Below are 20,158 nucleotides of genomic sequence, written 5' to 3'. Positions count from 1 at the left end.
TCAAGCAGGACTATTCTCGAATTTGTAACCGACGCCCCAGACTGTCGTGATCATCTGAGCCGCGTTCGGTGACAAGCGGTTTAGTTTTTCCCGCAATCGTTTAACGTGTGTGTCGACCGTCCGCAAATCACCAAAGAATTCATAATTCCAGACTTCTTTTAATAACTGTTCCCGTGAAAAGACTTTATCCGTCTGCTTCGCGAGGAAGTAGAGCAATTCATATTCTTTTGGCGTCAAGTTGACTTCTTGCCCTTCGACCGTCACGCGGTGCGCATCATTATCAATCGTCAGATGCGGAAAGACGATAACATCTTTCGTTTTCGCATCCGTGTGCAAGAACTTCGTTGCGCTAGCACGTCGCAGGATGGCCTTGACTCGAAGCACGACTTCGCGTGGACTGAACGGTTTAACGATATAATCGTCCGCTCCCATTTCGAAACCATGAACACGATTCGTTTCTTCCCCTTTTGCCGTCAACATGACGATTGGCGTCGCTTTTGTTTTGCGCAACTCTTCACAGACCTGCATACCATCGAGCTTCGGCATCATCAAATCAAGTAGAATGACATCATATTCCGTTTCAAGCGCCATTTCGAGCGCCATCTCGCCGTTGTCTGCTTCCTCAATCGTAAAGTTCTCCCGTTCGAGGTACATCTTTAATAAGCGTCGAATCCGTTCTTCATCATCGACGACTAAAATACGAGCTTCTTCTGACATCGGTTGATTCCTCCCATAAACTAGTCTCTCTTCTCTATCCTACTACTCTTTTAGTATACTATGAAACAAAAAGAAAAAACCTCCCTAACCGGTTAGACCGGAAAGGGTGATTGATTCATTTCACGTTTCCTTCAAAATCCAACATTTGATGCCTGGACGAAGAAAGGGAGTCACCAATCGATGTCATTCATCGATCGGTGACTCCCTGTTTCATTTTTTAGTCAGGCGTAAGAATGAAGACCTGCGACAACGAGATTGACGAATACTAGGTTGAACATGATGACCCCAAACCCACCAACACATAACCAAGCTGACTTTTTACCAATCCAGCCACGCTGAATGCGCATGTGCAGGTAGAAGACGTAGAATAACGCCGTAATCAATGCCCAAACCTCTTTCGGGTCCCAGCCCCAATAGCGGCTCCATGCCATCTGTGCCCAAATCATCGCAAAAATCAAACCGCCCAGGATGAAGACCGGTAAGCCGATCGCAATTGCGCGATAGCTGATTTCATCTGCTGTTTCTAAGTCGATTTTACGGGCGATCGGTTTTAAGCTTTCCGCAAGACGCTTCCGTAAGATGACAAATCGAAGGAGTACGTACAAGACGAGACCACCGATCAGTGACCAAAGAACTGTATTGACTTTGTTCGCGTTCAAGAAGTTCGGCAGTTCGACGACTGCGCCCGATCCCGAAATGACTTTTCCGCCTTCCGGACCAGTCAACACGGGCATTGTATAGTCGTGTTGCATCGTCGCACCGTTTTTCGCAACATATTCAATCGTCGCATTCGTCGAAAGCGCGTTAAATAACAATCCGACAAGAATATAACCGACCACGCATGTTAACGAAAACATGACGACTTCAAGCCACGTCCGTGTTTTTGATTCTTTTCTGAAATCTGTTGCGTGAATCAAGTAAAGTAACCCTGTCGCGAAGCTAACCGCGAGGATTCCTTCACCAAGTGCAGCTGTCGTGACGTGAATTTTCAACCAGACACTTTGAAGTGCCGGAATGAGTGGTTGGACCTCATCCGGGAACATCGACGCATAGGCGATGACGAGCAAAGCGACCGGCATCGCGACTAATCCTAAAACGTTGTTCCGGTAAATCCCGTAGACGATCAAAAAACCAAGAACCATCATCATCCCGAAGAATGTCGTATATTCATATAAGTTCGACACAGGAACGTGCCCCGCTCCTGCCCAGCGTGTAAAGAAATAACCAAGTTGTGTCGCAAATCCAATAATCGCGAGCGTAAAGGCAATCTTACCTGACCGGCTCGGTCCCTTTTTCCCACTCGTCGCAACCGCAAAAAATCCGGTACTGATGAGATACAAGATAAACGATGTCAGCAGTAAATTTCCACTCAAGTTAAGCAAATTCATTCTGATTCCCCCTCTTCCCGCAACTTCTGCCGGTCTTCTAGTTGAGGAAGACCTACTTCTGTCAAGGCGAGATTGGCTTCTTTTTGAAGCCCTAACGCATTCTTGTTCGTAAAGCCTGCAATCTTAATCTGACCGTTTGTTTCTCTAATCCAAAGGCGACGATGCGGCCAGTACATGCCGATCAAGAGACCTGCCATGAAGATGATCCCACCGACGAACAGGAACGGCAGCGTCAAATCTTTTTTAATCCGCACTCCCGAGATGTTCGACAGTTCAGTCCCGGCAAAGCCCATCTTGTATTGATTTTCGTCCCCGCCGACATTGAGCTTAATCCCAATCAGACTCCGTTCGCCTTCCGGGTGCTCCGGTGACTTGATGTTAAAGACGAATGCCGGATTGACCGGGCGTGAAGAATTCGTCGTCGGTTTTCCGTCTTTGACGACGAAGTCCGGTAAAAAGTCTTTTAACTCGACTTCGTAGCCATCCTTCAATTCATACGTCGCGTCCGGGTTTCGTAAATCGACTTTAATCGTATCGACAACTTTGCCGGTTTTTTGATTTTCGATATTAAACGACATCGTTTTGAATTCAGGATCTGCCGCATATTGTTCTTGGAAGACTTGGTAGTTTTCAAATTCAAACGGTTGGTTAACGGCCGTTTCACCTGACTTTACTTTTTCAAGATCCGGTTTAAAATCATCCGTCATACCCGTCTTTTTATACAACGTCATTTTCGTATCGTAGTTTTTCGGAACACTACCACCCGCTCGTTTCAGCGCTTCACTAAATTTCGCGTCGACCTTTTCCGGGTCATAAAATTCGATATTGAAGGCATTGTTTTCAAGGTAGTACTCGTTGTCCGTCGCTTCGATCGGCAACGTTTCACCTTCACGAAGCCATAGCAACTCATCTTCATGCATCCCTGGTACAATCCGTAACATCGCTCCACCAAAGAATAAAACAAGTCCGATGTGATTGATGTATGGACCCCAACGTCCAAACCGTTGTTTTTCTGCTAATAAAGCGCCGTCCTGTCGACGGATTTTATAGCCTTTCTTTTTTAACAACGGCTCAATCGCGTCGATTTGTTTTACCGTTCCAGCCGTCTCAGCGCCAAATCGCTGACCGCCCATAAAACGGTCAGACTGGATGACCGGTTGTTTCTTCAACGCTCGATAGAGCGGGAAGAAGCGGTCGATCGATACGATGATGATGGATAAAAGTAATAAGGTGATCAGTCCGATGTACCACCACGATTCAAAGAGATTATGAAATCCTAATGCATAGTAGATATCGCCTGCCGTACCATATTCTTTACCATAAAATTCTTCTGGTGGTGTCGCTTGCGGGATATACATTTCCTGCGGGAAAATCGTCCCGACACCACTTGCGAGGATGATTAAGCCAATCAACCACAGTCCGACTTTGACGGAAGAGAAGAATGTCCATGTTCGGTCAATCCACGACTGTTTTTTTCGTTTTGAACGAAGCTCTGCTTCTTCATAACGCATGTCCAGTTGCTTATATTCCTGCATCATCAATTCCCCCTCGATGCGTTACTCGTTTGCTTTTTTAATCATTTCTTCTAATTTCGCCTGATCAATTTCACCCTCATACTTTTCGACGACTTCGCCTTCTTTATTGATGATGAATGTGACCGGTAAGTTATAAATGCCGTACGCTTTCTCAACGGAACTGTTCGTATCCATTAAAATCGGATAGTCCGTTCCACCAATTTCCTTGATAAAGCTCGAGACGCGAACCGGTGTTTCGCCGACATTGACGGCTACAAAATTGACATTTTCATCTTGCATCATGCTGTAGTTGTCGTTAATCAATGGCATCTCTTTTTTACACGGTTCACAAAACGTGCCCCAAAAATTAAGCAAGAGTCCTTTTCCAGCATACTCATCCATCGAGTGTTGTTTCTCACCATACAAGTCGACGAGCGTAAAGCCAGGTGCATCGTCTCCCGCCATGACACGACCATTTTTATCGCGTGTCGCTTGATCGACGAATTGCATGATGACGACCGCACCAGCAAACAAGACGATCGTCATGATCATCAGTCGCCAGAATGAGCGTTTCTTCTTTTTTTGTTTAGCGGCTTCGAGCCGCTCTTCCGGGTTTTGCTTCGTTTTTTTCATGTTATACCGCCTCCACCCATATTGTACTTGAAATCGCTTAAATGTTGAGACAATGTGAAATACGTTAATTGTTTTGTCACAAAAAAGAAAACTCAACCTATAGGATGAGCTTTCCGCTTTACAAATTAACGTTTTTTTGTGTTCTTACGTCTTTTCGTAGGTGGCGCGACGGGATCCGCTAGCTCACGCAATTGATTGACTTCTTTTTTTGAAAGTTCACGCCAGTCTCCTGAAGTGAGTCCAGCTAACGTCAAGAATCCGAACTGCTCCCGCTTCAACTTGATGACTTCTGCGCCGAGTGTTTCGACCATTTGACGAACTTGACGGTTATGTCCTTCGTAGATGACCATCTCGAGGATTGCTGTATTCTTTTTCTTGTCGACATCACGCATTTCGACACGTGCTTTGCCTGTCTTGAATCCGTCCGGTAAGACGACACCCTTTTCAAGACCTTTGACGTGGTAATAATCCGGCACGCCTTTGATTTTGACGATGTAACGCTTCGGTACTTTGTATTTCGGGTGCAGTAAGAGATTTGAAAATTCACCGTCATTCGTCAATAAAAGTAAGCCGCTCGTATTGTAGTCAAGACGACCGACCGGGAAAACACGATGGCCCGGTGGCACAAGATCAACAACCGTTTTACGTCCTTTATCATCTTCAACCGTCGAGACGACGCCTGTCGGCTTATATAGCATATAGTAGACATGCTCTTCCCGTTCGAGCTTAACGCCGTCGACTTCGACTTCAGCACGTCCTCCGACTTTCGTTCCAAGCTCTGTGATGACTTTTCCGTTGACCTTGACGCGACCTTCTGTAATTAATTCTTCTGCTTTGCGTCGTGATGCGACACCAGCTTGTGCGATAATTTTTTGTAGACGTTCCATTAATTTATTCTCTCCTCTAGTGACGGTTCATTCCTGAAAAATAGATCGCCGTCCGCTTCGAACGTTTCTTCGAATTCGAGCGGAGGTAACTCCTCGATACTATTGAGACCAAAATGGTCCAAGAAATGATCGGTCGTTTTATACAATTTAGCTCGCCCGACGCCTTTCGCGCGTCCAGCTTCTTCAATTAACCCTTTTGCACTGAGCGTATGAATGACACGCTCTGTCTTGACGCCGCGAATGACTTCGATGTCTGCACGCGTGACAGGCTGCTTGTAGGCAATGATGACGAGCGTCTCCATCGCAGCACGCGACAAACTGTCTTCCGCGAGTGATCCCGCGTAGGCTTGAACGTACGGTGACATCTCTTTTCGTGTCACCATCTTAAAGACCCCACCCGACTCAACAATCTGGAGGACACGTCCTTCCGACTCAAACAATTGCTGGACCGCATGCAGTTGTTCGCGCGCTGCTGCTTCACTGATTTCAAGCACTTGGCTCAGGCCACGTGGATCGATGCCATCATCTCCGACGACAAACAATAGACTTTCAATGATTCGATCATACGCCAATCGGATTCTCCTCCTTCGCCAAGGTCCGTAATAAAATATCGTCGTTCATCTGCTCGCAAGCAATAACCCGTTGTTTGACGAGTTCAAGGACAGCAAGAAAACTGACGACGAGTTCTTCGACTGTCGGTTGTTCCGTAAAGAAGCCAAAAAAGGTCGTCCGTTCTCGCGACAGCACGTATTCTGATACGTGAACCATCTGTTGCTCCAGTGTCCGTTCCTCACGTTTGACCGTCTTCGACCGTCTTACTTTCCAGGCAACACGTTGTCGCATTTTTTCATAGGCACGCAACAAATCACTAAATGATAACGTTCCGTTATAGTCATTTGTTTCTGTATCCAGATAACGCAACAGGTCTTCCGGTTGTTTTGAAAAAAGCTCGAGTCGTGCTTCTTCCTTTTCCTTCAACACAATCGCCGCTTCCTTATACGCTTTGTACTCAATCAATTGTTGAATCAAACCTTCTCGCGTCGGCTCCTCATCAAAATCAGGAACCTCCTCGAACTCCGATTGTTCAATCGGTAACAGCTGTTTACTTTTCAGTTGCAAGAGCGTCGCAGCCATGACAAGATATTCACTAGCAACATCGAGTTCAAGATGCTGCATAGCTCGAATATAGGACACATATTGATCCGTCACGATTGAGACGGAAATATCGTAAATGTCGATTTCTAGTTTCCCAATCAAGTGTAACAGTAAATCCAAAGGGCCTTCAAACGCATCCATCTTCACACTATATGATTCCATGATTCTCCCTGCCCATCAACGTTTTTTGCGCCTTAGTATACCATACATCGTTACTGTTCGACTATGCTATATTAAAAGGAAAGGAGGTGCTATCATGCACCCGATCGAACAATTTACTTTCGAATTCAATATACAAGAAGATTACTTCGAATGCCATGAAGTATTAGAAGAACTTTGGCAAGCCGGCAATCGGACGGACGAATCACTCGTCGCTTTGATTCAATTAGCCGTCGCCCGGTATCACCACCGGCGCGGTAATGTGACCGGCGCGATGCGGACCTATCCGAAAGCCTTTCAAAAAATCGAACGGCACGCAGCGTCAATTACCCAACTCGGCATCGATGCCACGCAACTGCTTACGTTAAAGTCCGCTTTTATGGAGCCGGAATACCGGAGAATCCATTTACCAGTAGACGAAAGACTCGAACAACGAATGAAGACCCAATCACTAGAACCGCTTGATCGAACCTTTTTAATCGACAAACACCGGTTGCGAAACCGGCAAGACGTCATCGACGCAAGGCAAGCCGCACTTAAAAATCGCGGGAAATGGAAAAACCGGCCCTGAAATAAACGGACCGGTTTTTTTCATTGATTTTTCCACTTTTCAACAAGACGACTTGTTTCTTCAGTCGAGCCGATGATATCGAGACGCATCATCTTCGCCGCAGCGTCGAGTAATGTGTACGACATCCGCTCCCCGCGGAACGATGGAGACAATGCGATGTGGCTCAATTCAGCGTGGCCATCCACTAATTTAAAACCGATCACTCCTACGAAGTCTTCATCCTGTTTGTAAAGATACAATTGACGATCTTCTTCTTGTTCATAGGCTTGAACCGTTTCAAGCAAATACTTCGGATCCTTCACTTCACACGAAAAGGCGATTAACCCCATCGCGGTCCGTTCATTCAGCTTCTTATATTTTACTAGCATCTGATTCTACACCTTCCTAATTTCAACAACTCTCAGGACCATGAACGACTGAGACTCATTTATTCTACACCTTATCGGCTAGAATTACTTCATTTTTTTGTCGAGAAGGACAAAAAGAAGGAGTGAATCACTTCACCCCACCTTTTCCGAATTAGGACTTCGACTTTTCTAACACGGCGATGAATTCACGCATATAGTCAGGTAGATCGGGCGGTCTCCGACTTGAGATGATATGACCATCGACAACGACCGGCTCATCATGCCACACTGCGCCCGCATTCGTCATGTCGTCTTTAATCCCCGGCGTACTCGTGACGTTGACACCTTTGAGTACATCTGCTGAAATTAAAACCCATCCCGCATGACAGATTTGACCAATCGGCTGTTTTTGTTCGTCGAAGTGTCGGACCATTTTCAAGACCGAATCAAACCGCCGTAATAAATCCGGTGACCAACCACCCGGAACGAGAATCGCGTCGTAGTCTGCTGGATTAATGTCAGCAAACGCGATGTCGGAGACGATTGGAACACCGTATTTGCCGATGTACTTTTCATTTGCTTTTTCGCCGACGATTTCAACGATCGCCCCTTCTTCACGTAACCGATGGACCGGGTACCATAACTCTAAATCCTCAAAATCATTACTGACGAGTTGAATGACTTTTTTACCTTGTAAACGCATCATGAAACGCCTCCTGAAATTCTATTTGTGCCTTATTATCTGTTCCCTTAGTCCAAAAAACAAAAACTCCTCTTCAAGTTGAAGAGGAGTCAGACACTTATGCTTCTACGCGAATTTCTTTAATGCCTGCGCCTTGCTTCATTTTTTGAGCGTGCTCAAGTCCTGAAGTGACTTGTCCGAAGACCGTATGGACACCATCAAGGTGCGGTTGTGGCTCGTGAACGACGAAGAACTGGCTCGAACCTGTGTCGCGACCAGCGTGCGCCATCGAGAGTGAACCTGCTTTGTGTTTGTGCGGGTATGAAGTCGATGTTTCACATGGGATTGTTTTCCCAGAACCACCTGTACCATTACCGATTGGGCAGCCGCCTTGTGAGACGAAGCCCGGGATGACACGGTGGAAGTTCAACCCATCGTAGAAGTTCGAGTTCGCAAGGCTCTCGAAGTTTTCTGTCGTGATCGGTGCATCGTCGTTAAACAATTCAAACTCAATTTTATTTCCGTCTTCTAATAAGATATATCCAGTTTTTTGCATCGTATACCAACCTTTCGCGCTTTTCAGCTAATGGTGTTCGTCACAAGCAACTTGTGACTCCATGGAACAGTGTACCAAATTTTTTCGGAAAACGCAGGTTTTTTACTCATTCCACTGCGGATTCGAGGATTTCGAGCACAACCGTTTCACCTGCAGTGACCGATGCCGGAATGCCGTTTGGTAATGGAAAGACCGGATCGGTATGCCCGAAGTCGGCGTTAAGCACAACCGGGAAGTCGTAGCCGCGGGTTGCCCGCAGGATGATATCTTTCAGCGGGAAGTCTGGATCAAAATCAACTTTCCCGTGAAAACGTCCGACGACAATCGCCGAAATCTTTTCATATGCCCCGAGATGACGCAGTTGTGTAAAGTACCGGTCGATTGTCTCCGGCGTCTCACTTTCGTCATCTTCAAGCATCAGGACAGCACCTTCAAGTGACGGCATATACGGTGTCCCGGCAAGTAACAGCAGTGTCCCGAGATTGCCGGCGACAATTGGTCCCGTCCCAGTACCTGTGCGGGCGACGAGATATCCGTCATTGACGACATGCGTCCGTCTCCGGTCATCATTGACGTCCCAGCGCAAGCCTTCATCCGTCCATTCGTCGGACGCTTCGATTTGACCAACCGGTTCCGTCTGCATCAACGTTTTTTCAAACCACTTTTTTGTATACGCATCAAGACCATGCAGTTGACCGAATTGTGGCAAGATGGCAGGCCCGACGAATGTCGTCAAACCAGTTTTCGTATGAATCCCGGACAGAAGGGCCGTGATGTCGCTGTAGCCCATAAAGATTTTTGGATTGTTGCGGATTAAATCGTAATCGAGTTCATCGAGCAACTGATGTGAGTTAAAACCACCGATGGTCGAAATGATTGCTTTGACGTCCGGATTTTGAAACGCCATATGTAAGTCCTGAAGGCGCTCCCCGATTGTTCCTGCCGTATGACTGTGAACCGCTGTCGTGTTCGGCATCACGAGGACCTGAAAGCCCATCCGCTCAAGCGTCTCGATCCCCCGTTGCAGCCGGCGCGGTACGTAAGCAGCGACCGCTGATGCGGGTGAAAGAATCGCAATCGTATCGCCTTGTTTCAATTGAGTTGGTTTCATTTTTTCTCCTCCTTCACAACTTGGAAAAACCTGACTTTCATCATAACAAAAAAAGTAGCAAATTGGGAAGAAGACCCAACTTACTACTTTATATGATTTAATCGATGACAGCGTGAACGAGCGGACGTGCTTCCGGTTTCGTTTCACTGATGTGATAAGCATGATCCATTTTCTCGATTGCTTGATCCAATGTTTCTTTATTCGAACGAAGTGTCGCGATGACATCGCCGACTTCAACACGATCGCCGACTTTTTTCAATAACGTGACGCTTGCTGCATGATCGATGACGTCCGTTTTCGTTGCCCGGCCCGCTCCAAGAATCATTGCCGCGACACCGACTTCATCGGCGATGATTTCAGAAACATAACCTGCTTTTGACGCCACGAAGTCTTTTTGGTATTTCGTCTCAAGCGCTTTAGACATATCGTCGACGAGTGACGCATCGCCACCTTGCGCTGCGATGAATTTTTTGAAGACGTCGAGTGCTGCACCGTTTGCGAGACGTGTCTCGAGATCAGCATAGGCTTCGTCGAACGTCGGATAGAACTCGCCAAGGACCGCCATATGTGAGGCAATCGTCAAGGCGATGACTTTCAAGTCACGGACATCTTTACCTTGTAAGACTTCGATTGCTTCTTTGACTTCGTTTGCATTCCCGATTTCGTTTCCGAGCGGCTGATCCATGTCCGTGATGACGGCAATCGTCTTCCGGTTGACACTTTTCCCGATTGAAACCATCTCTGTCGCGAGTGCTTTCGCGTCCTCAAACGACTTCATGAAGGCACCAGAACCTGTTTTAACATCAAGAACGATGCTATCAGCGCCAGCTGCAATTTTTTTCGACATGATGGAACTGGCAATCAACGGAATCGAATTGACTGTCGCTGTCACGTCACGCAATGCGTACAGTTTTTTGTCAGCAGGTGTTAAGTTCCCTGTTTGACCAATGATTGCCATCTTGATGTCGTTGACTTGGTTGACGAACGCTTCTTCAGACAACTCGACATCAAATCCTGGGAAGGCTTCCAATTTATCGATTGTTCCGCCTGTGTGACCAAGACCACGTCCGCTCATTTTCGCAACCGGAATTCCGATTGACGCGACAAGTGGTGCAACGATCAGACTGATTTTATCGCCGACGCCGCCTGTTGAGTGTTTGTCGACTTTTTTGCCGTGGATGCGTGATAAGTCGATGACGTCACCTGATTCGACCATCGCCATCGTCAAGTCCGCGATTTCACGATCTGACATCCCTTGATAAAAGATTGCCATCGACATCGCTGACATTTGATAATCTGGAACATCTCCGTTCGTGAAACCTTCGACCATTGCTTTAATATCGGCTGTTGGTAACTCGCCGCCGTCTCGTTTCGTTGCAATCAAATCTACCATACGCATAATCTATTTCCTCCTCTAAAGTGTTGTTACATTTTTTTAATTGAACCACGGACGAGAGATAAGAAGTGTGCCCGGACACGTTCTGTCGTCTCGATGACTTCATCATGATGGAGCGGCTGATCTAAAATACCTGCTGCCATGTTTGATACACATGAGATTCCGAGTACACGCATGTCTGAGTGACGTGCGACGATGACTTCAGGAACCGTCGACATGCCGACGACATCCCCACCAAGCATCCGTGCCATTTTGACTTCAGCTGGCGTTTCATATGTCGGACCGGTGTTGCCGAAGTAAACGCCTTGACGAACGTTGATTCCGAGCTCATCGGCTGTTGCTTGGGCAAGTTCCAGTAATTCTTTATCATACGGCTTCGACATGTCCGGGAAACGTGGTCCCATCTCATCGACGTTTTTCCCGATCAACGGATTCGTTCCGAAGAAATTGATGTGATCTGTGATCAACATGAGATCCCCCGGTTCAAATGCTTCATTACAAGCACCCGCTGCGTTCGTGACGATCAATGTTTCGACGCCGATTGCTTTCATGACACGAACTGGGAACGTGACCATTTCCATTGAGTAGCCTTCATAGAAGTGGAACCGTCCTTGCATCGCGACGACTTGTTTACCTTCGAGCGTCCCGAAGACGAGTTGTCCCGCGTGTCCTTCTACTGTCGAAACAGGGAAGTTTGGAATGTCGCCATACGGAATCGCGATTGGATTTTCAATTTCATCAGCGAGTACGCCGAGACCTGATCCAAGAATTAAGCCAATTTCCGGCTTTGCCTGCATTTTACTTTCTAAATATGAACGTGTTTCATTCCAGTTGACTGTCATCCAAAATCGCTCCTTTGAAATTAAAGTTCTGTTAAAAAGCTTTTTCCGTGTGCCGGCATTTTAACACCGAAGTTTGCAGCAACCGTCGCTCCGAGATCAGCAAATGTTGCACGTGTCCCTAAATTGTTCGCCACTTCACTCTTTTGATACGCAAGAAGTGGGACATACTCACGCGTGTGATCCGTTCCAGCGTGAATCGGGTCGTTTCCGTGGTCAGCTGTAATGATTAGGAGATCATCTTCTTGCATCCGCTCGAATACTTCTGGGAGACGGGCATCAAATTCTTCAAGTGCCTCTCCATAACCTTGCGGGTCACGACGATGTCCGAACAAGGCATCGAAGTCAACGAGGTTCAAGAAGCAAAGCCCTGTGAAGTCACGTTCGAGTTGACCAACGAGTTGGTCCATTCCGTCCATGTTCGATTTTGTACGGATCGCGTCCGTCACACCTTCACCGTCGAAGATGTCAGCGATTTTACCGAGCGAAATGACATCGAAGCCTGCTGTCTCAAGTTCATTCATGACAGTCCGGTCAAACGGTTTCAAGGCATAGTCGTGACGGTTCGATGTCCGAACCCATGCGCCTTGCTCCCCAAGGAATGGACGGGCGATGATGCGACCGAGCATGTATGGATCGTCGCGCGTGATATCACGTGCATATTCACAAATCCGGTACAGTTCTTCGAGTGGGACGACTTCTTCGTGCGCTGCGATCTGTAAGACAGAGTCCGCAGATGTATAGACGATCAATGCGCCCGTTTCGACGTGTTCTTGACCGAGCTCATCTAAGATTTCCGTACCAGAAGCTGGTTTGTTACCGATGATTTTCCGACCAGAGAATGCTTCAAGACGGTCAATCAAGTCAGCCGGGAATTTTTCAAAGACACGGAACGGCGTATCGATGCGAAGGCCCATGATCTCCCAGTGTCCCGTCATCGTATCTTTCCCCGCTGATACTTCTTCCATTTTACCGTATGATGCGATTGGTGCGGCATCAGCCGAAACACCTTGAACGGCTTCAATATGCGCGAGACCAAGCTTTTCCAGGTTCGGGATATTCAAGCCATTCATATGCTCTCCGATGTGACCAAGCGTATGTGCTCCTAAATCTCCAAATTGTTCCGCATCGGGTGCTTCACCGATACCAACAGAATCCATGACGACTAAAAATACACGTTTGAATTGTTGTGCCATTTGTATTTCCTCCTAATACGTACTGTAATGAACGACTGTCCTAATGATTTTCCCACAAACCGACTAGACAAAACGCTTCATTTGTCTGAAGTCAGACCTTTATTCCATAAAGAACATCATGCGCGTGGATGATGATTCTTATAGACTTCATGTAACCGCCCTTTATTGACATGGGTGTACATTTGCGTCGTCGACAAATCGGCATGACCGAGCATTTCTTGGACGACACGTAAATCAGCACCATTTTCAAGTAGATGAGTAGCGAATGAATGACGGAGCACATGCGGCGTAATCTCTTTTTCAATCCCTGCTTCTTTTGCACGTCGTTTAATCATCTTCCAAAAACCTTGTCGCGATAACCGGCTTCCCCGACTATTCAAGAAGACATAATCCGTTTGCTGGCCCCCTAAACTGTTTCGTGCTAATTCGAGATAGGTCGTGACGCTCTCAATCGCTGTCGTGCTGATTGGAATGATTCGCGTTTTGTTCCCTTTCCCAAGACACGATAAGTAACCGAGTTCGAGTTGTAGATCGTTTAACGTCAACTGTAGCAGTTCACTGACCCGCATACCGGTACCGTATAGCAGTTCAAGCATCGCCACGTCCCGTCTGACGAGCGGATCGTTTCCGACCACGGAATCAAGCAACTTAACGACGTCCGTTTGACTCCAGACGACCGGGAGCTTTTTTTCCGGTTTCGGTAAATCCAGATGACGCGACGGATCACTCTCCACTTGACGCTCTTCGACCAAATACTGATGGAACGAACGGATCGAACTCGTCGCCCGCCTGACGGTCGCACGTGATTTTTGGGCGTTCAACAAGCTCTCGATATGGAGCACGATATGATGTCGTGTCACGAATTCAAGCGAAGTCACCCCTGCTTGTTCGAGCGAATGAAGATACTGGTTTAAATCATTTCGATAGGCTGCTGCCGTATTTGCTGACATTTGCCGTTCAATGACGAGATAGTTGATAAATGCTTCCAGTTGTTGTCTCACTGAATTCATCCTCTTGGCTTAAGAAATCGCTTACTTTTCCATCATATCAAAGGTGTAAACCGTTGTGAAGAGGTCTGACCTATATTTTCAAAAAGAAAAAACCGTCCTGTGTGTGGAAGGACGGTTAGACAGTTTGTGTTTGCGTTTGTTCAAGCGCTTCACGTGCATGACGCTCCTGACAAACACGGCAAACTCCGTGGAAGGTCAAGCGGTGATCTTTAATTTTAAAGTGAAACCGCGAGACGATTTCTTTTTCGACATCTTCTAACATATCATCTAAAATTTCTTCGACGGAACCACATTCGATACATACAAGGTGGTGGTGCGAATGACTCGCCCCTTCTTGTCGTAAATCGAATCGAGATACGCCACCTCCGAAGTTGACTTTATCGACGACTTCAAGCTCCGTCAATAATTCGAGCGTCCGGTACACGGTCGCGAGTCCAATATCAGAGTTTTTTTCTTTCACTAATAAAAAGACATTTTCAGCACTGAGGTGATCCGACTCATGTTCAAGCAGGATACGCACAGTCGCTTCACGTTGGGGAGTCAGCTTATATCCTTTACCGCTCAGCTGTTTTTTAATGCGTTCAACACGACTTTCCATCATAGCGCCCCCTTAGGTCGAAACTGATGCTTTTATCATAGCTGATTCTCAATCAATTTTCAAATTAAAATGATTATCAACTGAAAATCAATTAAATTAGAATCATTTTAATGTACGAATGTGCCAATGCTGGATTGCCATGATCGTTTTCGCATCGACGATCGTCCCATTCGCAATCAGTTCCAGAGCCCGGTCGAGTGACAAAGTCTGGTTTTCAAGGAATTCATCCGCATCAAGCTGACGTTCGCCAGCCGTTAAACCGACTGCTTCATAAATATGTACGCGTTCACTACAAAATCCTGGTGCGCCATAAAAATCGAAGACATGTTTCAATTCTTCCGCCGCGTAACCTGTTTCTTCTTTTAATTCTCTTCCAGCACAATCAATTGGATCCTCACCTGCCTCAAGTTTTCCTGCAGGAATTTCAATCGATAGCTGTTCGAATGCTTTACGGTACTGCTCGACGACGATCAAATCACCTTTTTCATCAAAGGCGATGATCGCGACAGCCCCGTTATGATAAACGAGTTCGCGCACTGATGTGTTACCATTCGGTAAGCTGACGACATGCTTTTCGACATTAAAGACTTTTCCTTCATAAATGACTTCCCGTTCAATTGTTTTTTCTTCCATTTCAAACACCTCTTCCTTCTATACTATTATCCGCGCCATGATGTATTCTTCTTATTCAGTATGCCTGTTATCCGATTCTTGATGCAAGTTTGTTTTTTCGGACTCGAAATATGAAACAGTTCCTTAACAGGGGGACGGAGAAATAAATATGATAAACTGTTCTGTAGTAGCACATATCGAAAGAAATGAGGGATTAGTCATGGGACTCGGATTAGGTACAATGACAATTTTAAAACGCGGACAAGAAGAAGCAACAGAAATTCTCCGTACAGCGCTCGACGAAGGGGTCATTCATTTTGACACAGCGGACGTCTACGCGAACGGAGCCGTCGAATCGTTGATTGGACAGACATTTTCGCAAGAAGACCGCGGCCGGATTTTCCTCGCCTCTAAAGGTGGGAACCGAATGAATGCAACGGGAACGGGTTGGACGTGGGATCCGAGTTACGAGTACTTAAAACAAGCATGCCTTGAAAGTCTGAACCGCCTCGAGACGCCGTACCTCGATCTCTACTATGTCCACGGAGGTACGATGGAGGACGACCTCGATGCATCGATTCAAGCCGTGAAGGATTTAAAGGCAGACGGTAAGATTAAAGCCTACGGTCTTTCTTCTTTACGGCCAAACGTCATTAAGTATTGGCTCGAGCATAGTGATCTCGATTATTTGATGACACCTTACTCATTACTCGATCGACGTATCGAAGCGCTCTTGCCTTTACTCAATGAAAAAAATGTCAAGGTCGTCGCTCGTGGTCCGCTCGCAAAAGGATTATTGACGGCCGAGAGTACGTCGCGCCTCCAATCCGTTGACCAGTTCGAGCAATTTAATAAAGAACAACTCGAAGAAACATTGAATTTCTTACAAGACTACCCGTTACCGGCGCTTGCTCTCCAAGCAATTGATCAACAAGCCGCAATCGTCCTGCCGGGTGCGTCGAGCGTGTCCCAATTACAAGCCAACCTCAAGGCGATGCGGGAACCCGTCACGCTTGAACAAATCAATCACGTCCTAAAAACATTGCCGGTCCATCCTTATACGGCACATCAATAAGGTTTGAGTTTTAGCAAGCCGGGGAATCCTCTTATTTGTAACGTTAACACTAGAGGAGGAATTTTATTATGGCACGTATTTTAATCGTTTCAACAAGCGCCGATGACATGAACGGACACGCAACAGGACTTTGGTTCGAAGAGTTTGCTGCACCGTTCAACTTATTTAATGAAGCAGGACATGACGTCACTGTCGTTTCTGTTAAAGGTGGCGACGTCCCGATCGATAAAGCATCACTCGTCAAAGAAATTCTACCGAAGTTCCAAGACGCACGTAAAGCACTAAAAGATACAGCTTCACTCTCAACAGTCGATCCTTCATCGTTCGACGCTGTTTATTTCCCAGGTGGACATGGTGCGGTCGTTGATTTCCCGAACAACCCACAAGTTGCTGGTGCAATCGAAGCAATGGTCAAAAAAGACGGAATCGTCGCATCTGTTTGCCACGGACCTGCCGCTTTCGCTCACGTCATGATCGATGGTAAACCATTCGTCGAAGGTCGCCAAATCAATGGCTTCACAGATGAAGAAGAAAAATCAACAGGTCTTGAAGAAAAAGTACCCTTCTTACTTGAAACAACATTACGTAATGAAGGCGCAACATTCTTGACTTCAGACGCAGGTAAAGAATTCGCTGTCATCGATGGCAATGTCATCACAGGTCAAAACCCGGCTTCAAGTGAAGCAGTCGCTAAATTGATCGTTGCTAAACTCGCGACTGTCTAAAATTTTAGTTGATGCTAAGCACTTCCACTGAACATCAGTGGAAGTGCTTTTTTCACGTGTAGACAAACTGGATGAAAGGTCTCTTGCATCTGATTCCCTGTCTTTTTCGCTCTCTTTCCTTCCTAATCGTCTTCAAAGTGGCAATCGGTCACGCCGCTACAGCGAAGCTATAGGGTCGCGACCGATTGCTTTTTGCTTTAAAAGCGATTCAAGACGACTTGCGCGCTGAACCGTCTGCATGCCCGGCTTTCCGTCACGGTCTTCCTATAAAAAGCGTCACGTTTCGATGACTCCTACGGGGAAAAGTGCGTTTTTAACGCACTTTCAGAGGCAGGCAAGACCCTGCTCGTTGTCCGTTAGGATCAAGGAGTAACGGCTTGCGCCGCGTCCGAGGAAAGCAACGAAAACAGACGATTTTATCTCCCGATAATACTTTGTTTACAGTCAAAGCACCTCCACTGAACAAAGGTGGAGGTGCTGTTTTTACTTCAAGTCATTCCCTTTCGTTAAGCGCCCGCTGCAGCATCAGTATTTCACGTTCGGCTGCCGCAACCGTACGGTCTTCAATAACGAGCTGCTGCTGTCGTGCTTCAAGCTGCTCGTCAAGGTTCGTACGCTCTTCATCGGTAAACGACTGTTCAACCACACGTTCCCGTCGATACCAACGTTTCGGAATGATTTTGGGTGCTGGTCCTGTCTCAATCGTCCGTTCGATTTTATCGAATGCCGCCTGCGCTTCTGCCTGACGGTCTTGAAGCGGACGAATTTCTTGCGTGAGCGCTTGTACACGTCGCTCGATGAATGGACGTGTTTTTAAAGCCAACATTTCTTTTACATCCATTCGTAACACGTGTTCTGCTTGCTGACGTTGCATCTCTTCTTCGTGATCTGTTGGTTCGAGCAATTCTATCCGGTCGCTGTTTTCAGACTCTGTCAGAATGTCTTCGATTTCACTGATCGACAACCACGAGACATGTCGCATGACGAATTGATTGATCAGCCCCGCATCAACATAGTAGTCTCCGACTTCTCCACCTAATTTCAATTCAGCGGCGGCATAAGTTGCATGCCGTTCAATGATGTCATCCGTCTCCTCGTCCAACCAGTCTTGATAATCTTTAAATACACTCACGTTCTCTACTCCCTATCCCATCACAATCAAACACTCGTTTGACTTCTTTTGATTTCTTCGACTGCCCAGTCACACCAATCGAGGTAATTCAGCATCATCCGTAGACCGTACTCACTCGTCAGTGTCTCCCCGAGCGTTGCCCCGTTCTCTAAATGATCTTTTCGCCACACTTGCATCATGTCGACCGCAAATTGATGATGTCGTTTTGATTCTTCAAGGTAAGCGACCGCTTCCTCGAGCGGCAAGAGGTGTAACAACGACACGCGCATTAAGTTCTCATCTTTCATTTTCGGCTTAAATTCACTCGGTGCCCGTAGCCAGGCGACGAGCTCTGTTTGACCTTTATCTGTAATCGAATAGACTTTTTTATCTGGAAGATCGTCCTGGACGATATGGACACTCGTCACGAGTGATGCTTCTTCCATTTTTAATAATTCTCGATAAATTTGCGTATGGTGTGCTGTCCAAAAATGCGTCATCTGTTTTTTGAACGTCGTACTTAAATCATAGCCTGTCGCTTCTCCCTGGGTTAGCAGTCCGAGCAGTGCGAATCGTAATCCCACTGGCTGCACCTTCTTTCATCAATAATATATATTGTTAATTATCTCAAATTACATAGCATTACGCCACTTTGTACTTTTTTAGGCAAGAAAAAAACTGTAGATCGCTGTTTCATCTACAGTTCCTCCTGTCACATGCTAGATTGTCCAATGCTTCGTTCGACCATCGCCCAGTACTCCGGCGGGTGCGGGACGAAGCGGTTCCGCCCGAAACGTTCACCCTCGATGCTGACGACTTCCGTTGTCGTTTCGTCACCTAACGTAGCAAATGCGTCGAATGAAAAAGCGACCAGCCGTTTGACTTCAGTAGCTTGTAAATGATAGTCAGAAATGGCTTGGTTCGATTCCGTCAAAAAGACCTGAGTCCGCTCACGATCAACGAATCCCGGCAACGTCAATTCTTCTAGAAAAATACCAACGTGCTCCAACTGATCCATCGTCCGGACGAGTCCGAGCTCTTCTTCGAGTTCACGAACACCATCAGCAACGGTTTCACCGGCAAGTAAATGTCCTGCCGCTGTAATGTCGAGACAATTTGGAAAATCCTTTTTTTCAGTCGCCCGTTCTTGAAGGAGAACGATTCGTTGCTCTCGATTCACGACGAAGCAGTGGAACGTCTCATGCCATAACCCTTCAGCGTGTACCCGGTCTCGTGACGCCGTGAATAATGGATGCCCGGCCTGATCCGTGACCATGATTAACTCCTGTTCACTCATCCCAGCACCTTAGAGGCTTGATAGAAGCGCTCGCCTACCGTATACAGTTCTGCAATCAAGAAGACGATTGCAATCCAGATGATAGCACTTGGGAATAACAGCATTGCCGTTAAAAACAAGAATCCCTCTGTCCGTTCAACGAGACCCGGCTGGTATTGGAAGGACTTGATGCCATAATTTTCACTGACTGCTCCAATCGCAAGGAACATCGTCATGCCGATGACAAAGGACGCAATTAAAAAGAGCATGACGATTTGTGTTTCCGGAAAACGAAGCGCAATCCCGATTAGCACGGACAACTCGACGATTCGATCTAGTACAAGATCAAGAATCGTTCCAATCGCTGTCGGTTTTTCGCGACGTGCCATCGTCCCATCGACGACATCAAGCATTCCAGAAATCCACAATAAGAGAATCGCAATTCCCATCATATCATTGTAGACGAAGAATCCTGTCGCTCCTCCGATGATGCCGGAAATGATGGTCACTTGATTCGCCGACAGACCAAGCTTTTTTAAACCGGTCGCTGCTTGGTCGAACACAGGTTGGACCATCTTTCGTGCTCGTGTATCTAACATA

Annotated in this window: 24 protein-coding genes; 3 read left to right on the top strand and 21 right to left on the bottom strand. The window is 46.7% G+C overall.

Translation table 11 applies throughout. The features are described 5' to 3' along the window. From P403_RS0113765 to P403_RS0113735, 7 genes are all read right to left on the bottom strand, one after another. Positions 1 to 717: a response regulator transcription factor gene (locus P403_RS0113765; RefSeq protein WP_029333177.1), complete on the bottom strand. Its 717-nt coding sequence runs from the start codon at positions 715 to 717 to the stop codon at positions 1 to 3. A gap of 221 nt (positions 718 to 938) precedes the next feature. Beyond that, positions 939 to 2,105: a c-type cytochrome biogenesis protein CcsB gene (ccsB, locus tag P403_RS0113760; protein ID WP_029333176.1), complete on the bottom strand. Its 1,167-nt coding sequence runs from the start codon at positions 2,103 to 2,105 to the stop codon at positions 939 to 941. Beyond that, positions 2,102 to 3,640, bottom strand: coding sequence for a cytochrome c biogenesis protein ResB (gene resB, locus P403_RS0113755; RefSeq protein WP_235195224.1), 1,539 nt, complete (start codon positions 3,638 to 3,640; stop codon positions 2,102 to 2,104). Before resB ends, ccsB begins: the two co-directional genes overlap by 4 nt. A gap of 21 nt (positions 3,641 to 3,661) precedes the next feature. Continuing rightward, on the bottom strand, positions 3,662 to 4,252 hold the full coding sequence (locus P403_RS0113750) for a redoxin domain-containing protein (RefSeq protein ID WP_029333174.1): 591 nt from the start codon (positions 4,250 to 4,252) through the stop codon (positions 3,662 to 3,664). 125 nt (positions 4,253 to 4,377) lie between these two features. Continuing rightward, entirely contained in the window at positions 4,378 to 5,139 is a 762-nt protein-coding gene (locus P403_RS0113745) for a pseudouridine synthase (protein ID WP_014969990.1), read from the bottom strand. Next, the gene (scpB, locus tag P403_RS0113740) at positions 5,139 to 5,711 is read right to left on the bottom strand and encodes an SMC-Scp complex subunit ScpB (RefSeq protein WP_029333173.1); all 573 of its coding nucleotides are present in this window, start codon (positions 5,709 to 5,711) and stop codon (positions 5,139 to 5,141) included. The genes P403_RS0113745 and scpB overlap by 1 nt, the downstream gene beginning before the upstream one ends. Next, positions 5,701 to 6,456, bottom strand: coding sequence for a segregation/condensation protein A (locus tag P403_RS0113735; protein ID WP_029333172.1), 756 nt, complete (start codon positions 6,454 to 6,456; stop codon positions 5,701 to 5,703). Before P403_RS0113735 ends, scpB begins: the two co-directional genes overlap by 11 nt. A gap of 94 nt (positions 6,457 to 6,550) precedes the next feature. Between P403_RS0113735 and P403_RS0113730 the strand changes: the two genes are divergently transcribed. Next, positions 6,551 to 7,024: a DUF309 domain-containing protein gene (locus tag P403_RS0113730; RefSeq protein WP_029333171.1), complete on the top strand. Its 474-nt coding sequence runs from the start codon at positions 6,551 to 6,553 to the stop codon at positions 7,022 to 7,024. A 20-nt stretch (positions 7,025 to 7,044) separates the two neighbouring features. Here the strand turns inward: P403_RS0113730 and P403_RS0113725 are convergent, their stop codons facing one another. From P403_RS0113725 to P403_RS0113680, 10 genes are all read right to left on the bottom strand, one after another. Then, positions 7,045 to 7,392, bottom strand: a complete 348-nt coding sequence (locus tag P403_RS0113725) for a GNAT family N-acetyltransferase (protein ID WP_029333170.1) — start codon at positions 7,390 to 7,392, stop codon at positions 7,045 to 7,047. Between the two features lie 151 nt (positions 7,393 to 7,543). Next, entirely contained in the window at positions 7,544 to 8,074 is a 531-nt protein-coding gene (locus tag P403_RS0113720) for a type 1 glutamine amidotransferase domain-containing protein (protein WP_029333169.1), read from the bottom strand. Between the two features lie 97 nt (positions 8,075 to 8,171). Continuing rightward, positions 8,172 to 8,609, bottom strand: a complete 438-nt coding sequence (locus P403_RS0113715; RefSeq protein ID WP_029333168.1) for a peptidylprolyl isomerase — start codon at positions 8,607 to 8,609, stop codon at positions 8,172 to 8,174. A gap of 106 nt (positions 8,610 to 8,715) precedes the next feature. Continuing rightward, positions 8,716 to 9,720: a S66 family peptidase gene (locus tag P403_RS0113710; RefSeq protein ID WP_029333167.1), complete on the bottom strand. Its 1,005-nt coding sequence runs from the start codon at positions 9,718 to 9,720 to the stop codon at positions 8,716 to 8,718. A gap of 97 nt (positions 9,721 to 9,817) precedes the next feature. Then, positions 9,818 to 11,119 carry a pyrimidine-nucleoside phosphorylase gene (locus P403_RS0113705; protein ID WP_029333166.1) on the bottom strand — a complete coding sequence of 434 codons (1,302 nt, stop codon included), beginning with the start codon at positions 11,117 to 11,119 and terminating at the stop codon, positions 9,818 to 9,820. Positions 11,120 to 11,145: 26 nt separating this feature from the next. Then, positions 11,146 to 11,958, bottom strand: coding sequence for a purine-nucleoside phosphorylase (locus P403_RS0113700; protein ID WP_029333165.1), 813 nt, complete (start codon positions 11,956 to 11,958; stop codon positions 11,146 to 11,148). Between the two features lie 20 nt (positions 11,959 to 11,978). Beyond that, entirely contained in the window at positions 11,979 to 13,151 is a 1,173-nt protein-coding gene (deoB, locus tag P403_RS0113695) for a phosphopentomutase (protein ID WP_029333164.1), read from the bottom strand. A gap of 116 nt (positions 13,152 to 13,267) precedes the next feature. Beyond that, positions 13,268 to 14,152, bottom strand: coding sequence for a site-specific tyrosine recombinase XerD (gene xerD, locus P403_RS0113690; protein ID WP_152638927.1), 885 nt, complete (start codon positions 14,150 to 14,152; stop codon positions 13,268 to 13,270). A gap of 124 nt (positions 14,153 to 14,276) precedes the next feature. After that, positions 14,277 to 14,759 (bottom strand): ferric iron uptake transcriptional regulator, encoded by a 483-nt coding sequence (gene fur, locus P403_RS0113685; protein ID WP_029333162.1) that lies wholly within the window; start codon positions 14,757 to 14,759, stop codon positions 14,277 to 14,279. A 102-nt stretch (positions 14,760 to 14,861) separates the two neighbouring features. Then, entirely contained in the window at positions 14,862 to 15,392 is a 531-nt protein-coding gene (locus P403_RS0113680) for an NUDIX domain-containing protein (protein ID WP_029333161.1), read from the bottom strand. A gap of 199 nt (positions 15,393 to 15,591) precedes the next feature. On the opposite strand from P403_RS0113680, the gene P403_RS0113675 reads away from it, so the two are divergent. Together P403_RS0113675 and P403_RS0113670 are read left to right on the top strand one after the other, a co-directional pair. Next, a complete protein-coding gene (locus tag P403_RS0113675) occupies positions 15,592 to 16,446 on the top strand; it encodes an aldo/keto reductase (protein ID WP_029333160.1) in 855 nt (284 codons plus the stop codon). A 68-nt stretch (positions 16,447 to 16,514) separates the two neighbouring features. Next, on the top strand, positions 16,515 to 17,171 hold the full coding sequence (locus P403_RS0113670; protein ID WP_029333159.1) for a type 1 glutamine amidotransferase domain-containing protein: 657 nt from the start codon (positions 16,515 to 16,517) through the stop codon (positions 17,169 to 17,171). 493 nt (positions 17,172 to 17,664) lie between these two features. On the opposite strand, the gene P403_RS0113665 is transcribed toward P403_RS0113670, so the two are convergent. The 4 genes from P403_RS0113665 to P403_RS0113650 form a co-directional block, all read right to left on the bottom strand. Further along, complete coding sequence (locus tag P403_RS0113665) at positions 17,665 to 18,303, bottom strand: hypothetical protein (protein ID WP_051667420.1); 639 nt, start codon at positions 18,301 to 18,303, stop codon at positions 17,665 to 17,667. Positions 18,304 to 18,329: 26 nt separating this feature from the next. Beyond that, positions 18,330 to 18,866, bottom strand: coding sequence for a PadR family transcriptional regulator (locus tag P403_RS0113660; RefSeq protein ID WP_029333157.1), 537 nt, complete (start codon positions 18,864 to 18,866; stop codon positions 18,330 to 18,332). A gap of 128 nt (positions 18,867 to 18,994) precedes the next feature. Continuing rightward, positions 18,995 to 19,558: an NUDIX hydrolase gene (locus P403_RS0113655; protein ID WP_235195223.1), complete on the bottom strand. Its 564-nt coding sequence runs from the start codon at positions 19,556 to 19,558 to the stop codon at positions 18,995 to 18,997. Positions 19,559 to 19,575: 17 nt separating this feature from the next. After that, positions 19,576 to 20,157 carry a CDP-alcohol phosphatidyltransferase family protein gene (locus P403_RS0113650; protein WP_029333155.1) on the bottom strand — a complete coding sequence of 194 codons (582 nt, stop codon included), beginning with the start codon at positions 20,155 to 20,157 and terminating at the stop codon, positions 19,576 to 19,578. Between the last annotated feature and the right edge of the window lies 1 nt (position 20,158).

The sequence above is a fragment of the Exiguobacterium oxidotolerans JCM 12280 genome, assembly GCF_000702625.1.
Taxonomy (GTDB): domain Bacteria; phylum Bacillota; class Bacilli; order Exiguobacteriales; family Exiguobacteriaceae; genus Exiguobacterium_A; species Exiguobacterium_A oxidotolerans.
This window is presented reverse-complemented; position numbering and strand designations above follow the sequence as displayed.

Excerpts from the sequence above, each read along its gene's own strand:
- P403_RS0113675 (WP_029333160.1), top strand. The coding sequence starts at position 15,592 with ATGGGACTCGGATTAGGTACAATGACAATTTTAAAACGCGGACAAGAA.
- P403_RS0113735 (WP_029333172.1), bottom strand. The coding sequence starts at position 6,456 with ATGGAATCATATAGTGTGAAGATGGATGCGTTTGAAGGCCCTTTGGAT.
- P403_RS0113715 (WP_029333168.1), bottom strand. The coding sequence starts at position 8,609 with ATGCAAAAAACTGGATATATCTTATTAGAAGACGGAAATAAAATTGAG.
- P403_RS0113655 (WP_235195223.1), bottom strand. The coding sequence starts at position 19,558 with ATGGTCACGGATCAGGCCGGGCATCCATTATTCACGGCGTCACGAGAC.
- deoB (WP_029333164.1), bottom strand. The coding sequence starts at position 13,151 with ATGGCACAACAATTCAAACGTGTATTTTTAGTCGTCATGGATTCTGTT.
- P403_RS0113670 (WP_029333159.1), top strand. The coding sequence starts at position 16,515 with ATGGCACGTATTTTAATCGTTTCAACAAGCGCCGATGACATGAACGGA.
- P403_RS0113745 (WP_014969990.1), bottom strand. The coding sequence starts at position 5,139 with ATGGAACGTCTACAAAAAATTATCGCACAAGCTGGTGTCGCATCACGA.
- P403_RS0113650 (WP_029333155.1), bottom strand. The coding sequence starts at position 20,157 with ATGTTAGATACACGAGCACGAAAGATGGTCCAACCTGTGTTCGACCAA.
- P403_RS0113720 (WP_029333169.1), bottom strand. The coding sequence starts at position 8,074 with ATGCGTTTACAAGGTAAAAAAGTCATTCAACTCGTCAGTAATGATTTT.
- resB (WP_235195224.1), bottom strand. The coding sequence starts at position 3,640 with ATGCAGGAATATAAGCAACTGGACATGCGTTATGAAGAAGCAGAGCTT.
- P403_RS0113705 (WP_029333166.1), bottom strand. The coding sequence starts at position 11,119 with ATGCGTATGGTAGATTTGATTGCAACGAAACGAGACGGCGGCGAGTTA.
- P403_RS0113700 (WP_029333165.1), bottom strand. The coding sequence starts at position 11,958 with ATGACAGTCAACTGGAATGAAACACGTTCATATTTAGAAAGTAAAATG.
- P403_RS0113680 (WP_029333161.1), bottom strand. The coding sequence starts at position 15,392 with ATGGAAGAAAAAACAATTGAACGGGAAGTCATTTATGAAGGAAAAGTC.
- P403_RS0113750 (WP_029333174.1), bottom strand. The coding sequence starts at position 4,252 with ATGAAAAAAACGAAGCAAAACCCGGAAGAGCGGCTCGAAGCCGCTAAA.
- P403_RS0113765 (WP_029333177.1), bottom strand. The coding sequence starts at position 717 with ATGTCAGAAGAAGCTCGTATTTTAGTCGTCGATGATGAAGAACGGATT.
- P403_RS0113730 (WP_029333171.1), top strand. The coding sequence starts at position 6,551 with ATGCACCCGATCGAACAATTTACTTTCGAATTCAATATACAAGAAGAT.
- fur (WP_029333162.1), bottom strand. The coding sequence starts at position 14,759 with ATGGAAAGTCGTGTTGAACGCATTAAAAAACAGCTGAGCGGTAAAGGA.
- P403_RS0113710 (WP_029333167.1), bottom strand. The coding sequence starts at position 9,720 with ATGAAACCAACTCAATTGAAACAAGGCGATACGATTGCGATTCTTTCA.
- P403_RS0113725 (WP_029333170.1), bottom strand. The coding sequence starts at position 7,392 with ATGCTAGTAAAATATAAGAAGCTGAATGAACGGACCGCGATGGGGTTA.
- ccsB (WP_029333176.1), bottom strand. The coding sequence starts at position 2,105 with ATGAATTTGCTTAACTTGAGTGGAAATTTACTGCTGACATCGTTTATC.